A 24368-nucleotide genomic window follows, 5' to 3' on the forward strand; every position below is an offset into this window, starting at 1 on the left:
GGCAGCAATATACACTGTGCGGCGCCGGTCCTGCCGTCACCCCCTCGGAATCAGCAGGGCGATGCTGGCCTTCGCCTGCCCCGCATCGACCAGCACTTCGGCTGCCGTAATCGGCAAACTGAATCGGCGCGGCCCCGCGCTGCCGGGGTTCAGGTACAGCACCGGCCCGCGCTGCTCGGCCAGCGGCCGGTGCGAGTGTCCATACACGAGCACCTTCACATCGGCGGGGAGCGCCGCCGCATCGAGATCGGCGATGTCGTGCAGCGCGTACAAGCGCATGCCGCCCACCTCCAGCACCGCGCTGGCCGGGACAGCTGCCGCCCAGTCGCCCTTGTCGTTGTTACCGCGCACCACCGTCAAGGGCGCAATCGCGGCCAGGCGGGACAGGATGCCGGCATTGCCGATATCGCCGCCGTGCACGATGAAGTCGCTTCCGGCGAGGAAGTCCAGCGCCTCGGGGCGCAGCAAGCCGTGCGTGTCGGAGATGACGCCGATGCGCAGCATTCAGATCCCCTGCCCCGCCACGCGCCGGAACGGGCCGATGCAGGCCTCGAACGATTCGGCGGCGCACATCACGAACAAGGTGCCCGACGGGTGAAAGTGAACGAAGTGCGTGACCGAAGCGTCGGGCTTCATGACGGCGCCGGCACAATCCTCCTTGCCGTTACCCTTGACGTAGCGGTCAACCAGCTTGTAGAAGCCTTTGGCGCTCGGTTTGGGAGGGATATCGAAGCGGCTCTCGGACACTTCGGCCGCGCTGGTCACCAGCGTGGTGCCGTCGCCGCGGAAGCGGTAGGTTTCGGAGCAGCTCCCATCGGGCAGGGTGAGCTTCCAGATGCCCAGAATGGGATGGCTGGCCGCCGGTGGCGCCGCCGGCGCGGCGGGGGCGAGGACGGCCAGGGAGAGCGCAACGGCTGTGAGCATACGCATGGCAGTCTTCCTTTTCGGGCGGTCGTGGCAACAAAGTGAAGTTTGCACCATTTTGCGATTGCGTGCAGCGGCCGGCTTTCGTGCGCGCCGCACTTGAAATCGGCCATGCATACGCCCTACTGAGGTCGTGGCGCGCATGATCGTGCCGCCGCATACCCACCATGGAAGCGTTTATGTACCTGACCCAGCCCCTGCAAGGCAAAGTAGCCATCGTCACCGGAGGCTCGCGCAGTATCGGCGCGGCCATCGCCCGGCGCCTCGCCGCCGATGGCGCCATCGTCGCCATTACCTATCATTCGTCGCCGGGCAAGGCGCAGGCGGTGGTCGACGCCATCGAGGCGGCCGGTGGCCGCGCACTGGCGATCGCGGCCGATGCCGGCGACCCGCAGGCGGTGCGCGCGGCCGTGGCGCGCGTGGCGGCCGACTACGGCAAGATCGACATACTGGTCAACAACGCCGGCATCAACCTGCTCGGCGCACCGACCGAGATTGCGCTGGACGACTTCCAGCGCCTGCTGGACGTGAACGTGACCGGCGTCTTCGTCGCCACCCAGGAAGCGTTGCGGCATATGGGCAGCGGCGGACGGATCATCCACATCGGCAGTTCGATGGTGCTCTACTCGGGCTTTGCCACCGCCTCGGCCTACACGCTCACCAAGGGCGCCATCGCCGGCTTCACGCGCGGCCTGGTGCGCGACCTGGGGCCGCTCGGCATCACTGTCAATACGGTGCATCCGGGTCCGACCGACAGCGACATGAATCCAGCCGACGGACCGATTGCCGACGCGGTCAAGCCGGGCATTGCGATGGGACGATATGGAACGGGAGCCGATGTGGCCAATGCGGTCGCTTACCTGGCGGGGCCGGGAGCGTCGTTCGTGACGGGGACCGAAATGCTGGTCGACGGAGGATTTACGGCGTAAATCCTCCGCTCATATCGCGCAAGGGCATGGCGTCCCTGCGCGTGGGACCTTCTATTTGCTCTTGGCTGGCGCCTTCGGCTTGGCCGGACGGCGGCTGCGCGGAATCGCTTTTTTGGCTGGCTTGGCCGGCGCTTCTTCATCGCCCTGTTCGGCCGGCAGTTCCAGCGCTACCGGTTCCGGTTCGGGCGTCACTTCGGGGGCTACCGGCGCCACGTCGGCCTGCTTGGCAGCCTTTTTGGCCGCTGGTTTGCGCGCAGGGCGACGCTTTTCCTGCACCGGCGGTTCGGGCGCCACTTCCGGCTCAAGCGGTTCCACTGCATCTTCGACCTGCGGAACCGGGTCGTACCATGCGGGGGCCGCTGCAACCGGCTCCACCGCCTGCGGCACGCTGGCCTCGGCAGGCTCGTTGCGGTTGCGTCCTCCACGGCCGCGACGGCGCGACGACTCGGGGACGACCGGCTCGGCTTCCACCGTTTCCGGCTGCGGGTCGTACCAGGCTGGCACGCTTGCCACCGGCGTGGCGTCGATCTGCTCCGCTTCATCGTCGGTTTCCGGGGCTTCCACGGTTTCCGGTGCGGCCGCTTCGACATTGTCGTTGCGGCTGCGTCCACCGCGGCCACGTCCGCGACGCGGCGCTTCCGGCTTGCCCGCCGCTTCGTCGGCTACCTCGGCCAGCGCCGGCGCGTCCTGCATGGCTGGTGCTTGCAGTTCCACGGCGTGCGCCTGATGGTTGTTGTTGGCGCTCGCATTGCTGCTGCGGTAGACATAGGCGCCGGATTTTTCGTCACGGCCGAATTCGAGCATGCCGCGGTTCTGCGCTTCTTCCAGCAGATTGCCGAAGGTGCGGAAGCCGTAGTAGGTCTCGTTGAAGTCGGGGCGGCGGCGCTTGAGCGTATCTTTGAGCAGCGACGCCCAGATCTTGCCGCTGTCGCCGCGTTCGGACACCAGCGCGTCGAACATCTCGACCACCAGGTCGATGGCCTGGGCCTTGCGCGCTTCGAGTTCTTCCTTGCGGCGGTTGCCTTCGTCGGGCGAGCGTTTTGGCTGCGGCTGCACCTTGCGCTCGTCGCGCTTGGCGGCCGCGCGTTTTACTTCGCGCACCAGGTCGTCGTAGAAAATGAATTCGTCGCAGTTTGCCACCAGCAGGTCCGAGGTGGACTGCTTGACGCCCACGCCGATCACCTGCTTGGCATTTTCGCGCAGCTTGGACACCAGCGGCGAAAAGTCGGAGTCGCCGCTGATGATGACGAAGGTATTGACGTGCGATTTGGTATAGCACAGGTCGAGCGCATCGACCACGAGGCGGATGTCGGCCGAGTTCTTGCCGGACTGGCGCACATGGGGAATCTCGATCAGCTCGAAGTTCGCTTCATGCATGGTGGCCTTGAAGCCCTTGTAGCGCTCCCAGTCGCAGTACGCCTTCTTGACCACGATGCTGCCCTTGAGCAGAAGCCGTTCGAGGACTGGCTTGATGTCGAACTTTTCGTAGTTCGCGTCACGCACGCCGAGTGCGACGTTCTCGAAGTCGCAAAACACCGCCATGCTGATGTTGTCTGAGGATGAAGCCATATGATCTGTTCTCTAATGATGGTTTTGCCAAGCTGATCTTGGATTATACGCAACAACCCGATCCGGGCAATGACTGCCCGGTATCGGGTGTGGCGATGTTGGTGTAACCGGACACAAAACGGCTGGCCGCGCCGGTGACGGGGTCGTACACATGGCGTGCGATGCGGCCGATGTCCGCGCCGTACACATGGATGCTGACCGAGACCGAGACCGCGCTGGCGTTCGACACGCGGTGAATGTCGCCCAAGCGCGGCGACACCACGTCGATCGCGCCGGCGGGCAGATGGTGCGCGCCAAGGGCGGTCAACGGTCCGCCGCCCGCCGCTGGCGCGAATTCCTCGCACTGTTCGGCGCCGCGCAGCACACCGACCATGCCCCACACGGTATGGTCGTGCACCGGAGTCGCCTGGCCCGGTCCCCAGACAAAACTGACCACCGAAAAGCGCTCGCGCGGGTCGCAATGGAGCAGGAATTGCTGATAGCGCTCCGGGTCAGGCGCGGCGAATGCGGCGGGCAGCCAGTCGTCGTGGGCGATCAACGTGGCCAGGAGCGGCTTGCCCTGTTCGAGAATGTGCGCCTCGTCGTGCGCTGCTGTATCGACAAGGCTGGTGAAGGCAAGTACGAAGTCGTGCAGGCGGGACGGATTGTTCATCGCTTCATCTTCAGGTTGGCCGGTGCAGCGAATATAGCATCCCCGGCGCGCTTGACGCGTGCGCACCCGGCTGGCACACTGGCGGCTTCCATCGACTTCCGCAGGAGACTACACCATGCATACGAATGATATTGCCCTCCTGTCGGCCGCCTGATCCCGCCACAACCCGCCTGCCTGATGTAGTTTCCGGACCGAGTCCGGACTGAGCCTCGTGTGTTGATGCGCGCCTGATCGCGCGCCGACCTCCGTTTTCCTTTGCTGCGTGCTGTTGCGCGCGGCTTGTGCCCGCGCGCGTCGCGGGCAAACGAATCCGGGAACACACCCTCATCATGATCCATATCGATTTTGAATCACTGCGCACTATCGGGCTGACGCAATCGGTCGCCAGCCAACTCGCCACCATCGACGACGCACCGGAAGGCACGCTGCTCGCGCGTGTGACGCAAGTCCACCGCGACTGGGCCGTCATCCACGACGGCGTGGCCGAATCGCGCGCGCGCTCACTGAATAGACTGGTGCAGTCGTTGCAGGCCGGCGACAGCACCCTCGCCGTGGGCGACTGGGTGCTGGCCGAAACCCACGCCCACGGCGAACAGTGGCTGTCGGAGCGCCTGATGCCTGTCACGCACATTGCGCGCCGCACCAGCGACGGGCGCCGCCAGTCCCTGGCCAGCAATGTCGATACCGCGCTGCTGGTCATGGGCCTGGACCACGACTTCAATCTGCGCAGGCTCGAACGCTACCTGGCGCTGGCCGAATCGTCCGGAGTCGAGCCGGTGGTGCTGCTGACCAAGGCCGATATCGGGCATCAGGTCGAGGAGCGCATGCGCCAGCTGGCGGAACGGCTGCCGCGCCGCGTGCAGGCGTTCGCGCTCAACGCGCTGGGCGAGGAACCGGCACGCATCCTGGCTCCCTGGCTGGCGCCGGGGCAGACCTTGATCCTGCTCGGGACCTCGGGCGCGGGCAAATCGACCTTGACCAATGCGCTGTCGTCAGGCAGCCAGGAGACCGGCGGCGTGCGGCGCGGCGACAATCGCGGACGCCATACGACCACCGCGCGCTCGCTGCACCTGTGCCCGAGCGGCGCCTGCATCATCGACACGCCCGGACTGCGCTCGTGGCAGCCGGATGCCGATGAAGAGGCGCTGGCGGCGAGTTTTGACGACATTGGCGAGCTGGCGCGGCATTGCCAGTTCCGCGATTGCGCGCATGAGGAGGAACCCGGTTGCGCGGTGCGCGGGGCGGTCGATCCGGACCGCTTGCTGAACTACCGCAAACTGCTGCGCGATGCACGGCGCAGCCAGCAAACGCCGCTGGACCGGATCGCGGCGCGCAACAAGTGGAAGGTGGTCATCAAGGCGCACAATGCCAAAACGCGGCAGCGCGACTGAGCGATCGGCAGCGGCTTAACGATGCGCTGTAATGGCGCCCGCTTGCGGCGGGGAAGCGGATGCGAGCTCCGCCGCAGACGGCCGGTGAGGCGCCGCTGCCGCCGGCGCGCCGGCGGGTGGCAGCCGAGCCGCAAGATCGGCGATCTGCTTGCTTAAATGGACGCTTTGATCGGTAATTTGCTTGCTTAAATGGACGCTTTGATCGGCAATCTGCTTGTTTAAATAGATACCTTGGCTGACGACCCCAAGTATGACGGTGATGGCAATGGCAATGGCAATGCACCATTTCGCCATGCTCATCAAGGAGGTGTGGACCTCCACGCGCAGCTTGTTCATTTCGTTGAACACCTTGTTTATGTCGTCATTCAGCTTGGCCTGCAAATTGAAAAACATCCTTTCCAAATCCAGACGCAACTCCACCAGATCGGCTTTGGTGGCCAAGGTCGGCAAGATTGTGTCGAAACGCGTTTCGAGCACTGTAAGGCGACGGTCCATATCACTATCATATGGCGGTCCGCCACCGCCTGCAACAGACGCACGCTTGTTTTCCGGGTTCTGGCGGACCGCTATTCACCGCATTCATGCTCATCAATATCTCCCGTTGACGCGGACATCACCGCAGCAACAAGTTTACGCCTGCACGATTGCCGCCATCGCGCTTTTGCAGCGCGCCTTGTCGTGAATCAGACCATCAACGAATCAAGTGAACTCATTGAACTTGTCGATGGTCGTAAAGAATGACCTTACGGCCCGACCCGCTGTTCGACTTTGGCGCGCTCGATGAAACGGGTGACGTCTTCGTCGAGCAGCAGGCCATCGTCGCGCAAGGCCCTGGCGGCGATCGCCACCGCCTTGGCGTATTCCAGCCGCGACTTGTAGCGCTGCGAGAGCGCGCGGCGCGGATCGCCCGCGCGCGGCACAGGCGCAAACGGCACCGACAACCCATTCAGGCCGCACAGCTGGTCTTCGGCAAAGCCGCGCCGGCGCAGGTTCCAGCCGGCGTAGGTCGCCAGCGGCACCTCCACATCGGGCAGGCGAATGCCCGCGATATCGTGGCCGTCCACATCGGCCATCGGCACCAGCACCTGGTAGCGCTTGTCCGGCGCGGGCCTGGGCGGCAGGCTGGCGTAATCGACCACCGTCAACTCGTTCACCCCTTCCGGGTAGCCGACGCCAATCTTGCCCAGATCGGGAAAGCCGACCGCGTCGCGCTGCGGCGTCGTCAGCATGGCGCTGCCGATCTGCGGAAAGCGGCTGGCCGGCGGCTCCTTGCCGCTGCGCGCCCACGCCACCAGGTGATCGAGCAGCACGCGCACCGTGGGCCCCTGCTGCGCCGTATTGTTGGTCCATTTGCAGATGCCGACCGTGGCCCGGTCGGCCGCCATGTGCTGGGTGGACGACATGAGATAGGCGCGTACGCCGGCCGGCAGCGCAATGTCCTTGCCGGCGCCGTCGGTCACCACCAGCGAGGCGCGGCCTTGCCAGAATTCGAGGCTGCTGTCGACGTGCATCAGCTTCGGACAGGTGTCGCTGGCCTGGCAGCGCGCGAAGATGCCGTCGGTCGCGCCGCCGACCGGGTCTGTCGTGACGGCGTAGCTGAAGGGGAACTGGTCGCCATAGGTCCAGTGGTTCAGGTGGGCGGTGGAGTAGCGTTCGGGCCGGCCGAAGCGGCGGTTCACAAAACTCTTGCGGCTGCCGGCGATGAGCGGCATGGCGCCGTCGAACACCTTGCCGCCGCGCGGATCGGCGTTGAAGCCCTGCCAGATCAGGTCGCGCAAGAAGCGCCCCGGCTGCGATACGCCCAGCGCCAGCGCCACGTCGGGCTTGATGTCGGCCAGCGGGTTGGGCTGGCCGGCGCCGTCGGCCATGCCCGACTTGAGATGGCTGGTGACGTCGCGCAGCGCCGCCATGCCCAGGCCCATGACGACCGGATCGCGCGCCTCGTACTGGAACTGGTAGATCGCGCCGGCGTCGAACCCGCGCGGGCGCGTGATCTCGATCCGCGTGGGGCTGGCATAAGTCCACGCGCCAACCGGCAGGATGACCGGTGTCGCGGTGGCGTGCGCGCGCACGTTCAGCAGCGCGCCCGCCTGGCTGGCCGAGGCGGCGGGATAGGCCAGGTCGATGCTGCCCGTGGGCTTGATATCGTCGAAGACCTTCTCTTCGACGCTCTGGCCGGTGATCGGCTGGTCGCCGAGGCGCGCCGCCGGAAACGCCGTGCCGGCCAATTCGCCGTTGGCCGCCAGGCCGATATTGCCCTGCCAGCCGATCCACGCCAGCGTGTGCCCGCGCCGCATCAGGAAGCCGTTGCCGGCGTCGCGCGCGCTGCCTTCGTTGACCACGTCGAGGGCCAGCTTGCCGCCACGGTTGGGAATGTCGAGCACCAGCACGCGCGAGGCTTTGGCGGCATCGCACGGGCGCAGCAGGATGACATCGGTTTCGTACTTGACCCAGCCGCCGCTCGTCGGCGCCCTGTCCAGGTCCGCGATGGCGCGGTTGGCCGGGTGGCGCGGATCGATGCGCAGGTGCGCGATGGCGACGATCTTCTCGTAGGGGCCAGCATCGTCGAAGACCTTGCCGTCAAAAGCGGGACCACGGCTGACAATCTCGAAGCGCTCGACCTGCGCGGCCGGCGAGCCCGGGCCGCCGGGTCCCGCGCAGGCGGCCAGCATGGCAAGTACGAAAAGGAATGGCGGATGGCGCAGGCAGGTCAAGTTCAGCTCCTTGTGATCCGCCAGACGATAGCATGGCCGGCCGCGTCAGGCAAAGACCACCGAGCGGTGCGCCGCCGCGCCGGCCATCACGCCATCGGCGGCGGCCCAGGTGGCGTTGTGCGGCATGCGCGCCACGTCGCCGGCGGCGAACACGCCGGGCACCGTGGTTTCCTGGAACTCGTTGGTGCGCACGTAGAGACCGAGCGGGCCTTCGTCGAATTCGCACCCGAGCTGCTGCGCGAGAGGGCTGGTGGACACTTGCGTGGCCAGGAAAGCGGCATCGGCCGGCACCAGCGTGCCGTCTTCGAGGACGATGCCGTCCAGCGCCGGCGCCACCCCGCCGAGCGAGGCCACCTTGCTGTGCTCGATGCGGATGCCGCGCGCTGTCAGTATCCGCTCCTGCTCCGCGTCGAGCGGGATGCCGTTGGCGCAGTAGGTGACGAACGGCGACCAGTCCGCGATCAGCTGCGCCATGTGGGCCGACATCGGCATCATGCCGATCACGGCGAGCCGGCGGCCCAGGAATTCGTAGCCGTGGCAGTAAGGACAGTGCAGGATCGAGGTGCCCCAGCGCTCGCGCACACCGTCGATGGGCGGGAACTGGTCGACCACGCCGCTGGCCAGAATCAGGCGCCTGGCGCGCATGCGCTCACCGCCGGCGAGGACGACTTCGAAGCCGCCGTCGATGCGCGCCGCGCCGTCGACCGTCGCATCGATCACGCTGGCGCTGGGGTACGCGAGCAGTTGGCGGCGCGCGTCGGCCATGATGGCATGCGGCGCGCGGCCGTCGTGGCCGACGAAGCCGTGGGCGGCGGCGGCGAAGCGGTTGCGCGGCTGGCCGGCGTCGATCACCCGCACCGGGCGGTTGGCGCGCGCCAGTTGAATCGCGGCGGCCATGCCGGCGAAGCTGCCTCCGACGACGATAAAGTCGGTATCCATATGGGTTTCCATTGTGTGCATCCTTAAGATAGTTGGCCGGACGCGAAGCGCTCCGGGATTTAACGTAACAATGATAGTTACGATAAACGGCGAGGTCAAGCGAAATATGCCCTCCCGGGCGGCATGGACCTGGCAAAAGCCGCGTTCGTACCATGCCAACCATGTTGTGAAAAAGGCCATCGAGCGGCACGTCCGGGTGCGTGGGCATTGCCGCGATACCGGCCTGAAAGCCGTATTTGCACACACGGCAGAATAAATACAGTTTTCCGCACGCGCTCTGATATGCTCGATGTGCGTCATCTCCTGCTTGCCACCGAGCGACCTACGCAATGTCGCAACTGAGCGGCGCCAATCTGCGAGTTTTGTCCTGTAGTCGGAAAAACCTTGCATGAGGCCCGCCTGCTGCTTACTTCACGCCCGGGTCAATACTATGCACACGAGCAGTTTTGGTGTAGGCGAGCGCACCGCTGGCCAGGATGGCAACGTCGAGGTGCGGCGTCAGGAAAACCTGATGAAGACAGGCGCTCTGCAGGCGGCAATTTTCAACAGTGCGCATTTCTCCAGCATCGCTACCGATGAAAAAGGCGTCATCCAGATCTTCAATGTGGGTGCCGAGCGGATGCTCGGCTACGTCGCGGCGGAAGTGGTCAACAAGATCACGCCGGCCGATATCTCCGATCCGCAAGAGGTGATCGCGCGGGCCCAGGCCCTGAGTGTCGAACTCGAGACAGCGATCACGCCAGGATTCGAAGCGCTGGTATTCAAGGCCTCGCGTGGCATCGAAGACATTTATGAACTGACTTACGTGCGCAAGGACGGGAGCCGGTTCCCCGCCATCGTCTCGGTCACCGCCTTGCGCGACGCCTATGACGGCATTATTGGTTATCTGTTGATCGGTACCGACAACACAGCGCGCAAGCAGGTCGAAGCGGCGCAAGCGCTGCTCGACCAGCGCCTGCGCAACCAGCAGTTCTATACGCGCTCCCTGATCGAATCGAACATTGACGCGCTGATGATGACCGATCCCCAAGGCATCATCTCGGATGTCAACCAGCAGATGATCGCGCTGACGGGACGCACCCGCGACGAGTTGATCGGCGCTCCGTGCAAGAACTTTTTCACCGATCCCGCGCGGGCCGAGGCCGCGATCAAGCGCGTCCTGACCGAAAACAAGGTAAGCAACTACGAACTGACTGTCCGGGCCAAGGACGGCCACGAGACCGTGGTATCGTACAACGCCGCCACCTTTCACGACCGCGAACGCACGCTGCAGGGCGTGTTCGCCGCTGCGCGCGATGTGACCGAGCGCAAGCGTTTCGAGCGCACGCTGGAAGACAAGAATATCGAGCTTGAGCGCGCCAGCCGGATGAAGTCGGAATTCCTGGCCACCATGTCGCACGAGTTGCGTACGCCCCTGAACGCCATCATCGGGTTTTCCGAGGCGCTCAAGGATGGCTTGATGGGCCAGACCACCGAACTGCAGCACGAATACATCAACGACATCTTCACCAGCGGCCAGCATCTGCTTTCCCTGATCAACGACATTCTCGACCTGTCCAAGGTCGAAGCGGGCATGATGGCGCTCGAACTCGAACCGGTCGAGCTGCACAGCCTGTTGTCGAACAGCCTGACCATCGTGCGCGAAAAGGCCGCCGCCCAGCGCATTACCCTGCGCCTGGAAATCGACGACGACCTGGGGATGCCGCAACTGGACGTGCGCAAGACCAAGCAGATCGTCTACAACCTGCTCAGCAATGCCGTCAAGTTCAGCGCCAGCGGGGGCCCGGTGGTGTTGCGCGCCCGGCGCGTCCGGCGGGACAAGGTGGGCACGCTCGAGAGCGGCTGGCCGGTGCATCGCTTCCCGCTGGCGGACAACGAATTCAGCGACTTCCTCGAGCTTTGCGTCAGCGACACGGGAATCGGGATTTCCCGGCACGATATGAGCACCTTGTTCCATGCGTTCAGCCAGATCGACAGCCGCCTCGCGCGCAAATTCGAAGGGACCGGCCTCGGGCTGGCGATGGTGCGCCAGTTGGCTGAATTGCAGGGCGGCGCGGTGGCGGTCAGCAGCGAGGTGGGCAAAGGGTCGTGTTTCGCCGCCTGGCTGCCCTTGCGCGAGAGCACGCCGCACTTGCCGGCGCCGGCTTGCGGCAAGGGTCCGCCCGCGACGGTGGCGGCCGGGCGCACGGCCCTGGTGGTCGAGGATAACGACCAGGCGGCCGACCTGGCCCGCCTGCTGCTCGAGGCCGAAGGATTTACCGTGCTGCGCGCCGCCAGCGCTGAAGCGGCATTGGCGATGGCGCCGCTCCAACCGCTCAGTTTGATCACGCTGGATATCCGTTTGCCCGGCGTCGATGGGTGGGAATTCCTGCAACGCATCCGCAACGACGCCGAACTGGCACGGGTACCGGTGGTCATCGTCGCGGGGGTGGTGGACAGCGCTCAGGCGCTGGCGGACGGGGCCGTCGCGGTGCTGCAAAAGCCGATCAGCCGTGCCCAGCTGAGAACCTCGCTGGCCAGTTTGCAATTCCACCCCTTGCCTGGCCCGGCCAAAGGAGCGCCGCATGGCTAAGGTGCTGGTTATCGAAGACAATGCGGCCAACATGAAGCTGGCCACGCTGCTGCTGCGCAACGTGGATCACAAGGTGCTGTGCGCCGCCGATGCCGAGGCCGGCGTGGCGATGGCGCGCGCCGAACTGCCCGACCTGATCCTGATGGACATCCAGCTGCCGGGCATGGACGGGCTCGAGGCGACGGCGCTGCTCAAGAACGATCCGCTCACGGCGGCCATCCCGGTCATCGCCCTGACCGCCATGGCGATGAAGCACGACCGCGAAAAGAGCAGGTCGGCCGGTTGCGATGCGTATATCGCCAAGCCGCTGCGCTACGCCGAACTGTACGCGGCGATCAATGCCCTCCTGGTCAGAAGCCTGCCATGAAGCCGCGCCAGCCCAACATCCTGATCGTCGACGACGAGTTGCAGAACCGGCGCCTGCTGGCCGTGCTGCTCGGCCCGGAGGGTTATCTCACCTCGAGCGCGGCCAGCGGCGAGGAAGCACTGGCCGCGATCAGCACGGTCGCGCCGGATCTGATCCTGCTCGACCTGATGATGCCGGGAATCGACGGCTGCGCGGTCGCCAGTATCCTCAAGGCCAATCCGGCCACCGCCCACATCCCGATCATCATGGTGACCGCCCTGGTCGACCGCAGTGCCCGCCTGGCCGGCCTGGATGCGGGGGCCGAGGAATTCCTGACCAAGCCGGTCGACCGCGCCGAACTGTGGCTGCGCGTGCGCAATCTGTTGCGGCTCAAGGCCCTGGGCGCGATCGAGAGCCACAGCGCCGAACTGGAACAGCAGGTGCAGGCGCGCACCGTCGAGCTGCAGCGGTTCCGCACGGCGATGGACGCGACGGCCGACGCCATCATGCTGCTCAGCCATAAAACGATGCGTTTCGTCGAGGTCAATGCGACCGCCTGCGCCATGCTGGGCTATTCCCGGGACGAGTTGTTCTCCATGAGCCCGTGCGCACTGGACGAAACCGATCCGCAGCAGCTCGCCGGGCTGTGCGACGCCCTCATTGCGCTGGGCACAGATACCGCGCTGAGCACCAGCGAATTGGTGCGCAAGGATGGCACCCGGGTCCAGGTCGACATCCACCGGCAGGCCATGCGCTCGGATAACGACTGGATCATCGTCGCCGTGGTGCGTGACATCACCGCGCGCAACGAGGCGGACCGGCGCCTGCATCATCTGGCGCACCACGACCCGCTGACCGCCCTGCCCAATCGCATGCTGTTCTATGCGACCTTGAAGAAAACCCTGGAAGTGGCGATCGACAGCCGCTGGAAGGTGGCGGTGCTGTTCATCGACCTCGATCATTTCAAGGCCGTCAATGACACCCTCGGGCACATGGTTGGCGACGAGCTGCTGATCCAGTTCAGCGAGCGGCTCACGCAGTGCGCGCGCATCCGCGATACCGTCGGACGCCTCGGCGGCGACGAATTCGGGGTGATCCTGGTCGGCCAGGAGGGCCAGCAAGCCGCGGCGGTGGTCGCAGGCAAAATCGGGGCGGCACTGCGCGCACCGTTCCTGCTGCACGGACACGAGGTGAGCGTGAGCGCCAGCATCGGCATCACCATTCATCCCGACGACAGCAGCGACCCGGACACCTTGATCAAGTACGCCGATACGGCCATGTACCGCGCCAAGCAGGCCGGACGCGACACCTACCGGTTCTTCACGGCGCAAATGAATGCCGATGCGCTGGCGCAGCTCGACCTCGAATCGGCATTGCGCCGGGCCATCGACCAGGAGCAGTTTGTCCTGCACTACCAGCCCAAGCTTCAGCTCAGCGACGGCCGCATCGCGGGAGTGGAAGCGCTGCTGCGCTGGCAGCGCCCTGGTGTCGGCCTGGTTCCGCCGAACGAATTCATTCCGCTTCTCGAAGAAACCGGCCTGATCGTGCGCGTGGGCAGTTGGGTCATCGCGGCGGCATGCCGGCAAATCGCCGAATGGCTCGCTTCGTCCGTAGGCGCGGTCCATGTCGCGGTCAACGTCTCCGGCCGCCAATTCATCGACAACGATCTGGATGCCGAGATCGCATTGGCCCTGGAAAAGTACGGCGTGCCGGGCGAGTTGCTGGAACTGGAGCTCACCGAAACCTCGATGATGGCCAATACCGAGCGCACCATCGACATTTTGTGCAAGCTCAAGAGCCGGGGCGTGCAGATTTCGGTCGACGATTTCGGCACCGGGTACTCCAGCCTGTCCTACCTGCGCCGTTTTCCGATCAACAAGCTCAAAATCGACATCGCGTTCATCCGCGAAGTGACCACCAGTCCCGACGACGCGGCCATTGTCAGGGCCATCATCAGCATGGCCCGCAGCCTGAAACTGGAGGTGGTGGCCGAGGGCGTGGAAAACGAAATGCAGCTGAACTACCTGCGCCGTCACCAGTGCGACGAAATCCAGGGTTTCTACGTCAGCCGGCCGTTGACGGCGGCGGCGCTGCGCGAACTGCTCGCCTGCCCGCCGGTACTGAACCTATCGGAGGGCAACTTTGCCAGGCAAGTGCTGCTGATCGTCGACGACGATGCGCTGATGCTCGACATGCTGGCGGACGTGTTCAGCGCCGACGGCTATGACATCCTGACAGCGCACTCGGCGGCCGACGGCTTCGACTTGCTCGCGCTCCATGATGTGCAGGTCATCCTGTGCGACCAGCAAATGCCGGGCATGAACGGCAACGTGTTTCTCGACATCGTCAGGGAATTGCATCCGGAGACCATCCGCATCATGTTGTCGGGACAGTCGGACCTGTTACCGATCATGGGGGCGATCAACCAGGGTGCGGTATACCGCTTCTACAGCAAGCCGTGGGACAACAAGCTATTGCGCGACAATGTGCGCGCCGCCTTCCAGCACTACCGCGCCATGCAAGCCATGGCGGCCGCGCAACGCGCCTTGCCGCTCCCATGAAGGCGTGCCGCCTGAACTGGCGCAGCGAGCAAGGCTGACGGCACCGCACGGCCGGCCGCAAAGCGCGATTGTTTGCTACAGTAGCGGCATCATGAAACCAGAACACCTCCAGCTGCTGCTGACCCGCGAGATGCCTTACGGTAAATACAAAGGCCGCGTCATCGCCGACCTGCCCGGCCACTATCTTGGCTGGTTCGCGCGCGAGGGCTTTCCGCGCGGCGAAATCGGTGAACTGCTCGCCCTGATGTACGAGCTCGATCACAACGACCTGCGCAGCCTGCTCGATCCCTTGCGCGGGCGGCGCTGAACGGTTGCCTTACGATGCTGGCCGTGGCCGCCCCGGCTTGCCCGCCGCCTCGATCACGCGCCGGAAGAACGTCACCAGGTCCGGCACATGCGCATCGAACGTGAAGAGCGCGCGCTGCGACCATACCTGCTGGCGCAACGCGTCCATGTGCGGCCGGTCGCGCAGCAAGGCGCCCAGGTGCGCAATCGTGTCGTAGAACACCCCCGTGCCGAGCCGGCGCGAGAGGGCCTGCGTGGCGACAATCGCACCCGCGTTACGGCGCTGTATCATCGGCAAGCCGGCGGCGGCCAGGGTCGCCATGCGCGCCGGATAGTTAAGATCGTCCCAGTTGGCGCGCCGCAGTTCGCCGTCGTTAGTACTGGCAAAGGCATGCAGCCAGCCGGCGTCGTAGCGCGAAAATTCCTCCACCCAGCGCGACTGCTCGACGTTGGCGTGCAGGTGCAGGTGGCGCGGCGCCAGGCGGCGCGCGTCCTCGATCCATTGACGCCACTGGCCGTGGGTAAAGTCGCCGTAAAAATGCAGATGGATGCCCTGCGCAGCCAGTTCGCCCACCGTGTGCGGATGCAGCCCGATGGGACGCCCCGGCACCACCGTGTGGATCTCGCCATCGCCCCCGGCGGACAGCAAGGGCGTGCGTTCGCCGCCAAACCAGCCGGCCCTGGGCAGGTCGCCATCGAGCACATGGCAGGGTTTGGATGTGGACAAACCCGGCAAGACGGTATCGAACCAGTCGCGCATCTCGGGGCTGCTGAAGATGCAGCCGTCGGCATGCTCGAACAACTCCACCAGCTGCGGCCACGTGCCTTTTTCGAGGCAGATGAACGGCCCCTCCTTGAAATGCCACACGAACGGCACGCCAGGGGTGGCCAGCATCAGCGCATGGCAAAACGGCACCGCCTGCCAGTTCAACTGGGCGTGGATGACGTCCGGCCGCAGCTCCCCGACCGCCTTGCGCCAGTCATCGAAGGGCAGCTCGCGCACATGCCCGAACGGCAGCGGCCCGACCGTGTTGTACCAGTACGGCGCGCGCATCCACAGCCCGTGCAGCGTGTGGCCCTGCTCTTCCAGCGCCAGCACGCGCTCGGCGTTGTAGGCCAGTTCGCCCGCCAGCAGGATGTTCAGGCCGTCCGCCGCCGCTGGCGTGGGCGCTCGCTCGCGCATGGCGCGGTACTGCGCCACCTCGTCGATCGCGTTGCCCATGGTGGTGTGAAAGCGCAGCGGTTCGCGTACCTGGTAATGCTGGCGGAACGGGTTGATGCCGCCGCCAGGTTCCTGCATCAATTTGTGGCGCTGGGCCGGGTGGCTGGTCCATTCGCAGCTCACCCGGCCCGTAGCGATGAACGTCCCGCGCGCGCGCAGGCGGCCCCAGAACAGCCGTTCCAGGTCGTCGGATTCGAGCTCGCCGCGCGCGCTCCAGCGCAACTCGCTGCGGCGGTGCATGCACTGGACCAGTTGCAGCGCGACGCCGGCCAGCTGCCCGGAGGCCTCGCGGTTGTAATGGTGGCGCATGCCGGAAAACGCCAGCACGGCCGCCGGATCGTCTTGCAGCGCCGCGCGCAGCGACGCCAGGTGGTCGCGGTAAAACAGGTCGTCGCTGGGCAGGCAGGCGATGAGCGGCGCGCGCGCCTGGTCCAGCGCCACGTTCAGGGCGTTGCCGAGGCCCGTGTTGTGCGGCAGGCGCTGGTAGCGCACGCGCGCGTCGGGCAGGAACGGGGCGACGGCGCGCGCCGTGCCGGCGCCGGGCGAGCCGTCGTCGATGACGATGGCTTCCCAGGCGGTGAGCGACTGGGCCAGCAGGCTGTCGAGCGCGCGCCGGAGAAAATGGGACTGGCCGTAGGTCGGCATCAGTACGCTGACCTGCGGGGTGGTGGGGGATGTGGTTGTCACAGCGAGCTCTTCATAGGATGGTTGACCTGTGAAGAAAGCATGCGCGGAAAATGCGCGCCTTGTTTGATGTCGAACAGAGGTGCGCGCTATCGGCTCACTGTCAGGCGCTTGCTTTCGCGCTGCATGCGGGCAAACTCGTCGCCGCTGACTGCCGGACTGAACAGGTAGCCTTGCAGCTGGTCGCAGCCCAGATCGCGCAGGAATGCCATCTGCTCGGGCGTCTCCACGCCTTCGGCCACGATTTCCTGGCGCAGTTGCTGGGCCATGGTGACGATGGCGCGCGCGATGGCGCAATCGTTTTCTTCGTACGGCAGGCCGATCACGAAGGAACGGTCGATCTTGAGTGTACTGATCGGGAATTTTTTCAGGTAGGCCAGGCTCGAATACCCGGTTCCGAAGTCGTCCAGCGCCAGCGCCAGGCCCATGGCCACCAGGTCGTTCATGATCGCGATCACGCTGTCGGTGCCGCGCACCAGCAGGCTCTCGGTAAGCTCCAGCATGATCTGCGCCGGTTCCACGCCGTGCAGGTCCAGCACGTCGCTCATGCGGCCCGGCAGGCTGCGGTCGAACTGGCGCGCCGAGACGTTGACGGCGACCGGCGGCATCGACACTCCCGCATCGTCCCAGGCGCGGATCTGGCGGCACGCTTCGTTCATGACCCAGTTGCCGATATCGAAAATGAGGCCGGTCTCTTCGGCCAGCGGGATGAACACGCCCGGCGAGACCATGCCGCGCTCCGGGTGGCGCCAGCGGATCAGCGCTTCGGCGCCCACGATGCGCCCGCTGCGCAGGCTCACCTTGGGCTGGTAGTGCAGCTCGAACTGGTTCTCGGCCAGGGCCGTGCGCAGTTCGGTCTCCAGGCGCAGGCGTTCGCGCGCGCGCTGGTCCATCTCGTCGCGGTAGAACAAGAAGCCGCCCAGGCCGAACTCACCGGCCTTGGCCAGCGCCACCTCGGCAAAGCGCAGCAGCGAGGCGGTGTCCATGCTGTCGTCGAGATACAGCGCGATGCCGATATTGGCGCTCACCTGCAGGCCATGGCCGGCCACCAGCAGCGGCGCGGCCAGGGTCGCGAGCAGCTTTTGCGCGACGATGCCGGCGTGCTCGCGCTGGCCGATGGTGGGCAGCGCCACGGCGAATTTGCTGCCGTCGATACGCGCCAGAATATCCGGCTCGCGCAGCACGCCGCGGAACAGGCGCCCGACCGTGCAAATGACTTCGCTGGCCACGTCGTGGCCGAGCGTGTCGCTGATGGCGCCGATGCGATTGACTTCGATGACCATCAGCGCGCCATACTCGTTGCCGCGGCGCGCTTCGTTGAGCACCTGCCCGACCAGGTGGTTGAACAGCGAACGGTTGGGCAGGCCGGTCAGGCCGTCGTAGTTGGCCATGCGCTGCATGCGCGCCTCGGCGTCCTTGTGCACGCTGATGTCGGAGAACAGCGAAAAGGTATGCGTGATCCGGCCCTCGGCATTGCGCACCACGCTGATGGTGACCGACTGCGGAAACAGCTCGCCGTTCTTGCGCTTGCCGACAATCTCGCCGCGAAACGGGCCGTTGCCCTGCATGGCGGCGCGCACCTTGGCGCGGAAGTCGGCGTCGTGCACGCCGGAGCGCAGCAGGTCGGGCGTCTGGCCGATCGACTCGGTGGCCGAGTAGCCGGTGATGCGGGTAAACGAGCTGTTGATCGACACGATCCGCTCGCTGGCGTCGGTAATGAGCACGCCCTGGTCGCTGTCTTCGATGATGCGCGCATACAGGCGGATCTTGTCTTCCTCGGTCAGGTGTTCGGCCAGCGGCGAGAGGTGCACCAGCATGCCGATCGCTTCGCCGTCGTCGTCGTTGATCAGCGACAGCGCCAGCCGCACCCAGATCACGTCGCCACTCTTGCGGCGGCGCCGCACTTCGACCAGGCAGCTTCCATGTTCGAGGAACAGTTCGGCGATGCCCGGATCGTCGGCGCCGGCATCGTCGGCATACAGGAACAGCACGTGCTGGCCAATCGCTTCGTCGCTGGTGTAGCCGAACACCGCTTCGGCGCCACGGTTCCAGCTGGTGAGGTAGCCCGACAGATCGAGCACGATCACCGCGTCGTCGGACTGCTCGTAGGTGTCGGCGTGGTGCTGCAGCAGGCGCCGCGCCAGCGGGAGTTGCGCCTGCTTGGCCAGCAGCAGTTCGGCTTCGAGCCGTACCAGCATCTCGGCCAGGGCGTTGCCTTCCATGGCGCGCGCATTGCGCACCAGGTCCAGGCTGCGGTCGAGCGCCGATTCAGCCATGGCTAGCCGCCCCGCTATCGCGCAGCGCGCCCAGCATCCAGCGGTGCGCTTCCAGGATGGCGCCATTGAAGTCGGCCGGCGCGATCTGCAAGGCCGCCAGGCGCGCGGCCAGCGCATCGGGTTCGCCGCGTTCGGCCAGTTCGACCAGGTCGAGCAGCGCGCCCAGTTCACCCTCGCGATGCAGCAGCGCGCCCTGCACCGACTCGCTGATCGACAGCGGCGCCAGCAAGGATGCCAGCGGCAGGCCGAACAGGATGCCGAGCAGCGAGAACATGCCGGTCATGAAGGCTTGCTCCTGGGTGAGCTTGTCCAGGCCGCGCGTGCGCGCCAGCAGTTCGAGGGCGCGCGCGCGCACCGCCACGCGCGCCAGCAGCATGGGCGAGCGGATGTCGCCTTTCTGGGCGGCGAACAGCATCAGGTTGAGCCAGCGCCGCAGCTGCTGGCGTCCGAGGATCAGCAGCGCCTGGCCGAAGCTGGTGATGCGGCGCACCACGCCCATGCCGAGCGAGTTGACCAGGCGCAGGAGCTGGTACGACATGGTCGGGTCGAGCCGCAGCAGCGCTTCGATTTCGTGGGTGTCGGCGTCGGCCGCGACCAGCTGCACCAGTTGCAGCGCGAGCGTGCGCGAGGCGGCCTGGCTGGCCAGCACCTTGGCCGGCGCGCCGAGGCACCAGTCGCCCTCGATCCAGCGCGCCTCGGGCGGCAGCGGCATGCTGGTGAAGCGCTCGCCGGCGCGGAACAGGGTACCCTCGGCCAGCTCGGTCCAGCCGTGCCCGGCCAGCGCCGCGGCCAGCTGCGGGTCGGTAGCGGCGCGGTACAGGCACGGAAAATCCCGGCACAGGACGCCCAGATCGTCGACGACCGCGCTCGCCAGCCGCGCTTCGCCGGTGGCCGCGCCGACGTCGATCAGCAGCCCTGAGGGCAAGCCGCGACGGTCCGCCAGGACGCGGAAAACAAGCAAAGGGGCCGGGCTCGCGCAGGTCATTGGGATCGAGATGGTGGGTGGCAACAAATTTCATGTTACCCCCGGGGAATTCACCGTCGCCAAGGTTTAGATCAACATCCAAGATGATTCACGGAAAATATCCGCGATGTCCTACGCGCGTGTTGCAGATCCGCCCGGCAGAAAACCGGACAGTTGCGCGAACAGGCCGGCGCGCTGCATGCGCTCGCGCCACCAGCGCAGGGCCGCGCCCTCCTCGCCCACGCGCCAGGCCACGTAAAAGGTTTCGGCGCTGCGCACTTCTTCGACTTGCTTTTCGATCAGCAGGCCGCGTTCGATGGCCGGGCGGGCGCAGGATTCCGGCAAGAAGCCGAAACCCAGCCCGGCGACCTGCAAGTCGAACTTGGCTTGCATGGTCGGGACGGTCAGCGCGTCCTGGCCCAGCAGCAAGCCGACGGTGCGGGCCGCCATGTTACGGGCCGAATCGGCGACCACGCTGGCGCGGTGGTTTTGCAACTGGTTGCGCGAGAGCGGTTCGGGCAGGCTGGCCAGCGGGTGATGGGGTGCGACGGCGAACACGAAAGGCATCGTGCCGATCGGGCGGGCAACGTAGCCGCCACCGGCCGGACCGTCGCCGGCCACGCCCACCAGCAGGTCGACGCGGCGGTCGAGCAAGGCTTCCCACGGGCCGGACAAGGTTTCCTGCACGATGCGCAGGCGGGTCTGCTCGGCCACCAGGTAGAAGGCGCGGATGTCGTCGTGCAGCGCCAGCACGGAAAACATGGAATCGATGCCGATGCCCAGTTCGGTCTCCCAGCCGGACGCGACCCGGCGCACGCGGTGCTCCAGGTCTTGCGCGGCCTTGAGCAGGTAACGCCCTTCGGTGAGCAGTTCGCGCCCGGCCGGGGTGAGCAGGATGCGCGGGCCGTTGCGCTCGAAAACCTGCACGCCCAGATCCTCTTCCAGCTTGGCGACCGTGTAGGAAATGGTCGAGGGCACGCGGTGCAATTCCTGCCCGGCTTTGGAGAAGGAACCGCGCCGGTCGATGGCGTCGATGATCAGCAGGGCTTCCAGGCTCAGTTTTAACATTCGATTTTTTCGATCATAGCGGGCAAATTTTTCCGTTTTTTGATTCGCTTGACGCGGCCTATACTAGCTTCATTGGTGCAGAGAACTAGAAATCCACCGATTAAGTGGATTCGAAATTATTGCACATTAACTTAAAAGAAACGGAGCATATCATGTTGGAAATTCGTCAAGGCGCGGAACGTGGCAACGCAAATCATGGCTGGCTGAAATCGAAACATACCTTTTCGTTCGGTCATTATCACGATCCGAAACACACGGGTTTCGGTCCGCTGCTGGTAATCAACGAAGACAGAGTGGCGCCCTCGCAAGGTTTCGGCACCCACGGCCACCGCGATATGGAGATCATTTCCTACGTGCTGGAAGGGGCGCTGGAACACAAGGACAGCATGGGCACCGGGTCGGTGTTGCATTACGGCGATGTGCAGCGGATGAGCGCCGGCAGCGGCGTGCGTCACAGCGAGTTCAACGGCTCGGCGACGGAACCGGTGCATTTCCTGCAGATCTGGATCCAGCCGAACGTGACGGGCATTCCTCCGAGCTACGAGGAAAAGCACTTTGCACCGGAAAGCAAAATCGGGCAGTTGCGCTTGATTGCGTCCAGCGATGGCCGGCACAATTCGGTGCTGATCCACCAGGATGCCGCGATTTATGCGGGGATCCTGAATGGCGGCGAGGTGATCGAGCACACACTGGCCGAAGGCCGCACCGGGTATGTGCACCTGATCCGGGGAAGCTTGACGGTGAACGGGGTGCGGCTGGGCGGCGGCGATGCCTTGAAAATGACGCAGGAGGACGCGGTCAGGATCGAGCATGCCGAAGCGGCCGAGGTGCTGGTGTTCGATTTGCCGTATTGAGCGCTGGCCGAGGGTGCGGCATGTTCTGCGCACCCTCGGCACAACGCCGCTGTTGCCAGTGCGCGCCGGTAAGCACGCTCGGCCGTCAGGCGGTGAGCGTGAGCAGGCGCTTGGCGACGTCGGCCAGCCTGTACGGCTTGGCGATCAGGTCGAACTGCACCAGGGGCTCGCCAAATTGCTCGCGCAGTGCATCACTCATGTAGCCCGAGGTGAGCAGGATTTTGATCCCCGGCACGTACTCCCTGGCGGCCTGCGCGAGCGCCACGCCATTCATGTCGGGCATCACGACATCGGTGAAAAGAATGTTGATATCACCATGCTGCTGCAAGAGATGCATCGCCTCCGCCCCGCTGTTCGCGGCAACCGCTTCGTAACCCAGGCTTTGGAAGATGGCGACCGTCATGTCGAGCACATCGGGCTGGTCGTCGACGATCAGGGCTTTGTCGCGTCCTGGCGTTGCAGGCTCCATGCCGTGCTCCCCAGGCTGCGCCGGAAAATACAAGGAAATGCGGGTGCCCTCGCCCAGCGCCGACCGGATGACCAGCTGGCCGCCGGATTGCTGCATCAGTCCGTAGACCTGGCTCAGGCCGAGACCGGTTCCCTTGCCTACCGGCTTGGTCGTGAAAAAGGGTTCGAGCGCGCGCGCCACCACCTCGGGCGGCATGCCGCTGCCATTATCGCTGACCGAAATGACAGCATAGCTGCCGGCCGGAATCTGATCGATATTGTTTTCCCCAAGAACGGCTTGCTGCGTTTCCAGCGAAATGAGCCCCTCGTTACCGAGCGCATCGCGCGCATTGATCACCAGGTTCAGGAGCGCCGATTCGAATTGCGACAGATCGGTGCGCACCCTGCCGATGGGTCCCTTGCTGATCACGAAGCTGGACGCATCGGGGACCGCCCGCCGCAGCACGGCTTCGAACGATGCAATGACCTGGTTGATATCGAGTATTTCCAGCGTCAGCGGTTGCTGGCGCGCGAACGCAAGCAATTGGCCGGTGAGCGCGGCGCCCCGCTGTGCGGCGCGCTCCATGCTATCGACGATTTTGCGATGCTGGGCCGTGTCCGAGGGCGTTGCCCGCAACAGATCGATGCCACTGCAGATCACGTTCAACAAATTGTTGAAGTCGTGCGCGATGCCGCCTGTCAGCTTGCCGATCGCCTCAAGTTTTTGCGATTGGGCAAGCGCTTCCCGGGTGCGTTCGAGCAGGATGGCCGCTTCGCGGCGCTCGGTGATATCGCGGGTAATCTTGGCGAACCCGATCAGCTTCCTGGCCGAATCGAAGACAGGATCGATCACCACGTGGGCCCAGAAGCGCGTGCCGTCGCCACGCACGCGCCATCCTTCCGTTTCGTAGCGCCCTTCGCGCTCGGCTGTCAGAAGCGCCTTTTCGGGAATCCCGCCGAGTTTGTCCTCGTCAGTGTAAAAGCGCGAAAAATGGCTGCCTTTCACGTCGTCGAACGCCAGCCTTTTAATGCGCCTGGCGCCCTCGTTCCAGTTCGTGATCAAGCCGGCGGGCGACAACATATAGATAGCGTAATCGGTCACGCTTTGTACGAGCAGACGGAAGCGTTCTTCGCTGGCGTGCAGCGCTTCGTCCGCGCGGCGCTTTTCCGTGATATCCCGCGTGATCTTGGTGTATCCCAACAGCACGTCATCCGATCCGAAGATCGGATCGATGACGACGCTGGCCCAGAACAAGGACCCATCCTTGCGAACGCGCCAGCCTTCATCTTCGAATTTGCCGGTGGTACGGGCCACATGCAGCGCGTGGAGCGGGATGCCGCTGGCCTTGTCCTCGCGCGTGTAAAAGGTCGAAAAGTGCTTGCCGATAATCTCTTCCGGCATATAGCCCTTGAAGCGTTGCGCGCCGGCATTCCAGCTGACGACGTCGCCCTCGGCCGACAGCATGTAGATCGCATAGTCGGTGACCTTGGAAATGAACAGCGACAGGCGGTCGTCTTCGAGGTGAGATTGAGACATGGCAACTTTATAACCAAAAAGACAATTGTACCCTTTTTTGTCCACCCCCCCATTTCCGATTGGAACGTGCTGATCGATACGCGCGCGCCGGGGGCCGCCGGCACGGCGGCTGCCGCAAAGGTCCCGGGCTTGAGAGCCTGTTTCGGTAGGCCGGAGTCGCACTGGGCGCACCTGGCGGGCGGGGGCGGCGTTGTTCGTCGTTGCATGGCTAGCCATGCGGCCTCCTCGCGCCTTGCCCGCGCCCGCCATGCATCGCCTACGCGCACGTCGCCCCTGCTTCCCCCGGCCTACCGAAACAGGCTCTTAGCCTGGATGTTTCATAAACGTCATCCGCAATTCCGAATTGTCGCTCTCGACGCCGCTCGGTTCGAATTATCCTATTGTGGGCAATAGGCGCCCTACCCAATTGAACGGGGCAGGGTAAAGCGGCATGA

Annotated in this window: 19 protein-coding genes; 7 read left to right on the top strand and 12 right to left on the bottom strand. The window is 65.1% G+C overall.

The annotated features are described in order from the left end of the window. Nucleotides 1-36 precede the first annotated feature (36 nt). Both F2P45_RS08555 and F2P45_RS08560 read right to left on the bottom strand, forming a co-directional pair. The gene (locus F2P45_RS08555) at nt 37-504 is read right to left on the bottom strand and encodes a metallophosphoesterase family protein (RefSeq protein ID WP_166872825.1); all 468 of its coding nucleotides are present in this window, start codon (nt 502-504) and stop codon (nt 37-39) included. Then, nucleotides 505-930, bottom strand: coding sequence for a hypothetical protein (locus F2P45_RS08560; protein WP_229504974.1), 426 nt, complete (start codon nt 928-930; stop codon nt 505-507). 161 nt (nt 931-1091) lie between these two features. Between F2P45_RS08560 and F2P45_RS08565 the strand changes: the two genes are divergently transcribed. Beyond that, a complete protein-coding gene (locus F2P45_RS08565; RefSeq protein ID WP_229504975.1) occupies nt 1092-1853 on the top strand; it encodes a 3-oxoacyl-ACP reductase family protein in 762 nt (253 codons plus the stop codon). A 51-nt stretch (nt 1854-1904) separates the two neighbouring features. On the opposite strand, the gene F2P45_RS08570 is transcribed toward F2P45_RS08565, so the two are convergent. Together F2P45_RS08570 and F2P45_RS08575 are read right to left on the bottom strand one after the other, a co-directional pair. Then, entirely contained in the window at nt 1905-3422 is a 1518-nt protein-coding gene (locus tag F2P45_RS08570; protein ID WP_166872828.1) for an NYN domain-containing protein, read from the bottom strand. 43 nt (nt 3423-3465) lie between these two features. Beyond that, a complete protein-coding gene (locus tag F2P45_RS08575) occupies nt 3466-4074 on the bottom strand; it encodes a cysteine dioxygenase family protein (protein ID WP_166872830.1) in 609 nt (202 codons plus the stop codon). A 329-nt stretch (nt 4075-4403) separates the two neighbouring features. On the opposite strand from F2P45_RS08575, the gene rsgA reads away from it, so the two are divergent. Further along, the gene (gene rsgA / locus F2P45_RS08580; RefSeq protein WP_166872833.1) at nt 4404-5465 is read left to right on the top strand and encodes a ribosome small subunit-dependent GTPase A; all 1062 of its coding nucleotides are present in this window, start codon (nt 4404-4406) and stop codon (nt 5463-5465) included. A gap of 15 nt (nt 5466-5480) precedes the next feature. On the opposite strand, the gene F2P45_RS08585 is transcribed toward rsgA, so the two are convergent. The 3 genes from F2P45_RS08585 to F2P45_RS08595 form a co-directional block, all read right to left on the bottom strand. Further along, nucleotides 5481-5960: a hypothetical protein gene (locus F2P45_RS08585; RefSeq protein WP_166872836.1), complete on the bottom strand. Its 480-nt coding sequence runs from the start codon at nt 5958-5960 to the stop codon at nt 5481-5483. 248 nt (nt 5961-6208) lie between these two features. Then, the gene (locus F2P45_RS08590) at nt 6209-8179 is read right to left on the bottom strand and encodes an alpha/beta hydrolase domain-containing protein (RefSeq protein WP_166872838.1); all 1971 of its coding nucleotides are present in this window, start codon (nt 8177-8179) and stop codon (nt 6209-6211) included. Nucleotides 8180-8224: 45 nt separating this feature from the next. After that, complete coding sequence (locus F2P45_RS08595) at nt 8225-9130, bottom strand: NAD(P)/FAD-dependent oxidoreductase (protein ID WP_223164696.1); 906 nt, start codon at nt 9128-9130, stop codon at nt 8225-8227. A gap of 499 nt (nt 9131-9629) precedes the next feature. On the opposite strand from F2P45_RS08595, the gene F2P45_RS36075 reads away from it, so the two are divergent. The 4 genes from F2P45_RS36075 to F2P45_RS08615 all read left to right on the top strand — a co-directional run bounded on the left by F2P45_RS36075 (nt 9630) and on the right by F2P45_RS08615 (nt 14904). Continuing rightward, complete coding sequence (locus F2P45_RS36075) at nt 9630-11690, top strand: PAS domain-containing hybrid sensor histidine kinase/response regulator (protein ID WP_229504976.1); 2061 nt, start codon at nt 9630-9632, stop codon at nt 11688-11690. Beyond that, complete coding sequence (locus F2P45_RS08605) at nt 11683-12057, top strand: response regulator (RefSeq protein ID WP_166872846.1); 375 nt, start codon at nt 11683-11685, stop codon at nt 12055-12057. The genes F2P45_RS36075 and F2P45_RS08605 overlap by 8 nt, the downstream gene beginning before the upstream one ends. Continuing rightward, entirely contained in the window at nt 12054-14597 is a 2544-nt protein-coding gene (locus tag F2P45_RS08610) for an EAL domain-containing protein (RefSeq protein WP_166872849.1), read from the top strand. The genes F2P45_RS08605 and F2P45_RS08610 overlap by 4 nt, the downstream gene beginning before the upstream one ends. 91 nt (nt 14598-14688) lie before the next feature. Continuing rightward, on the top strand, nt 14689-14904 hold the full coding sequence (locus F2P45_RS08615; RefSeq protein ID WP_054263608.1) for a DUF3820 family protein: 216 nt from the start codon (nt 14689-14691) through the stop codon (nt 14902-14904). Between the two features lie 9 nt (nt 14905-14913). Here the strand turns inward: F2P45_RS08615 and F2P45_RS08620 are convergent, their stop codons facing one another. The 4 genes from F2P45_RS08620 to F2P45_RS08635 all read right to left on the bottom strand — a co-directional run bounded on the left by F2P45_RS08620 (nt 14914) and on the right by F2P45_RS08635 (nt 21096). Continuing rightward, nucleotides 14914-16791 carry a glycosyltransferase gene (locus F2P45_RS08620; RefSeq protein ID WP_370663221.1) on the bottom strand — a complete coding sequence of 626 codons (1878 nt, stop codon included), beginning with the start codon at nt 16789-16791 and terminating at the stop codon, nt 14914-14916. A gap of 86 nt (nt 16792-16877) precedes the next feature. Beyond that, nucleotides 16878-19064, bottom strand: a complete 2187-nt coding sequence (locus F2P45_RS08625; protein WP_166872850.1) for a putative bifunctional diguanylate cyclase/phosphodiesterase — start codon at nt 19062-19064, stop codon at nt 16878-16880. Then, nucleotides 19057-19989 (bottom strand): EAL and HDOD domain-containing protein, encoded by a 933-nt coding sequence (locus F2P45_RS08630; RefSeq protein ID WP_166872852.1) that lies wholly within the window; start codon nt 19987-19989, stop codon nt 19057-19059. The genes F2P45_RS08625 and F2P45_RS08630 overlap by 8 nt, the downstream gene beginning before the upstream one ends. Nucleotides 19990-20160: 171 nt before the next feature. Then, nucleotides 20161-21096, bottom strand: coding sequence for a LysR family transcriptional regulator (locus F2P45_RS08635; RefSeq protein WP_166872855.1), 936 nt, complete (start codon nt 21094-21096; stop codon nt 20161-20163). 152 nt (nt 21097-21248) lie between these two features. Here F2P45_RS08635 and F2P45_RS08640 point away from each other — a divergent pair, with 152 nt between their 5' ends. Beyond that, complete coding sequence (locus F2P45_RS08640; protein WP_166872903.1) at nt 21249-21950, top strand: pirin family protein; 702 nt, start codon at nt 21249-21251, stop codon at nt 21948-21950. 85 nt (nt 21951-22035) lie between these two features. Here the strand turns inward: F2P45_RS08640 and F2P45_RS08645 are convergent, their stop codons facing one another. Next, entirely contained in the window at nt 22036-24150 is a 2115-nt protein-coding gene (locus F2P45_RS08645) for a hybrid sensor histidine kinase/response regulator (RefSeq protein ID WP_229504977.1), read from the bottom strand. Nucleotides 24151-24368: the final 218 nt, after the last annotated feature.

It is taken from the genome of Massilia mucilaginosa (assembly GCF_011682145.1).
GTDB classification, from domain to species: Bacteria; Pseudomonadota; Gammaproteobacteria; order Burkholderiales; family Burkholderiaceae_D; genus Telluria_A; species Telluria_A mucilaginosa.

Excerpts from the sequence above, each read along its gene's own strand:
- F2P45_RS08645 (WP_229504977.1), bottom strand. The coding sequence starts at position 24,150 with ATGGCTAGCCATGCAACGACGAACAACGCCGCCCCCGCCCGCCAGGTG.
- F2P45_RS08560 (WP_229504974.1), bottom strand. The coding sequence starts at position 930 with ATGCGTATGCTCACAGCCGTTGCGCTCTCCCTGGCCGTCCTCGCCCCC.
- F2P45_RS08640 (WP_166872903.1), top strand. The coding sequence starts at position 21,249 with ATGTTGGAAATTCGTCAAGGCGCGGAACGTGGCAACGCAAATCATGGC.
- F2P45_RS08605 (WP_166872846.1), top strand. The coding sequence starts at position 11,683 with ATGGCTAAGGTGCTGGTTATCGAAGACAATGCGGCCAACATGAAGCTG.
- F2P45_RS08575 (WP_166872830.1), bottom strand. The coding sequence starts at position 4,074 with ATGAACAATCCGTCCCGCCTGCACGACTTCGTACTTGCCTTCACCAGC.
- F2P45_RS08585 (WP_166872836.1), bottom strand. The coding sequence starts at position 5,960 with ATGGACCGTCGCCTTACAGTGCTCGAAACGCGTTTCGACACAATCTTG.
- F2P45_RS08635 (WP_166872855.1), bottom strand. The coding sequence starts at position 21,096 with ATGTTAAAACTGAGCCTGGAAGCCCTGCTGATCATCGACGCCATCGAC.
- F2P45_RS08615 (WP_054263608.1), top strand. The coding sequence starts at position 14,689 with ATGAAACCAGAACACCTCCAGCTGCTGCTGACCCGCGAGATGCCTTAC.
- F2P45_RS08555 (WP_166872825.1), bottom strand. The coding sequence starts at position 504 with ATGCTGCGCATCGGCGTCATCTCCGACACGCACGGCTTGCTGCGCCCC.
- F2P45_RS08610 (WP_166872849.1), top strand. The coding sequence starts at position 12,054 with ATGAAGCCGCGCCAGCCCAACATCCTGATCGTCGACGACGAGTTGCAG.
- F2P45_RS36075 (WP_229504976.1), top strand. The coding sequence starts at position 9,630 with ATGAAGACAGGCGCTCTGCAGGCGGCAATTTTCAACAGTGCGCATTTC.
- rsgA (WP_166872833.1), top strand. The coding sequence starts at position 4,404 with ATGATCCATATCGATTTTGAATCACTGCGCACTATCGGGCTGACGCAA.
- F2P45_RS08625 (WP_166872850.1), bottom strand. The coding sequence starts at position 19,064 with ATGGCTGAATCGGCGCTCGACCGCAGCCTGGACCTGGTGCGCAATGCG.
- F2P45_RS08565 (WP_229504975.1), top strand. The coding sequence starts at position 1,092 with ATGGAAGCGTTTATGTACCTGACCCAGCCCCTGCAAGGCAAAGTAGCC.
- F2P45_RS08570 (WP_166872828.1), bottom strand. The coding sequence starts at position 3,422 with ATGGCTTCATCCTCAGACAACATCAGCATGGCGGTGTTTTGCGACTTC.
- F2P45_RS08595 (WP_223164696.1), bottom strand. The coding sequence starts at position 9,130 with ATGGAAACCCATATGGATACCGACTTTATCGTCGTCGGAGGCAGCTTC.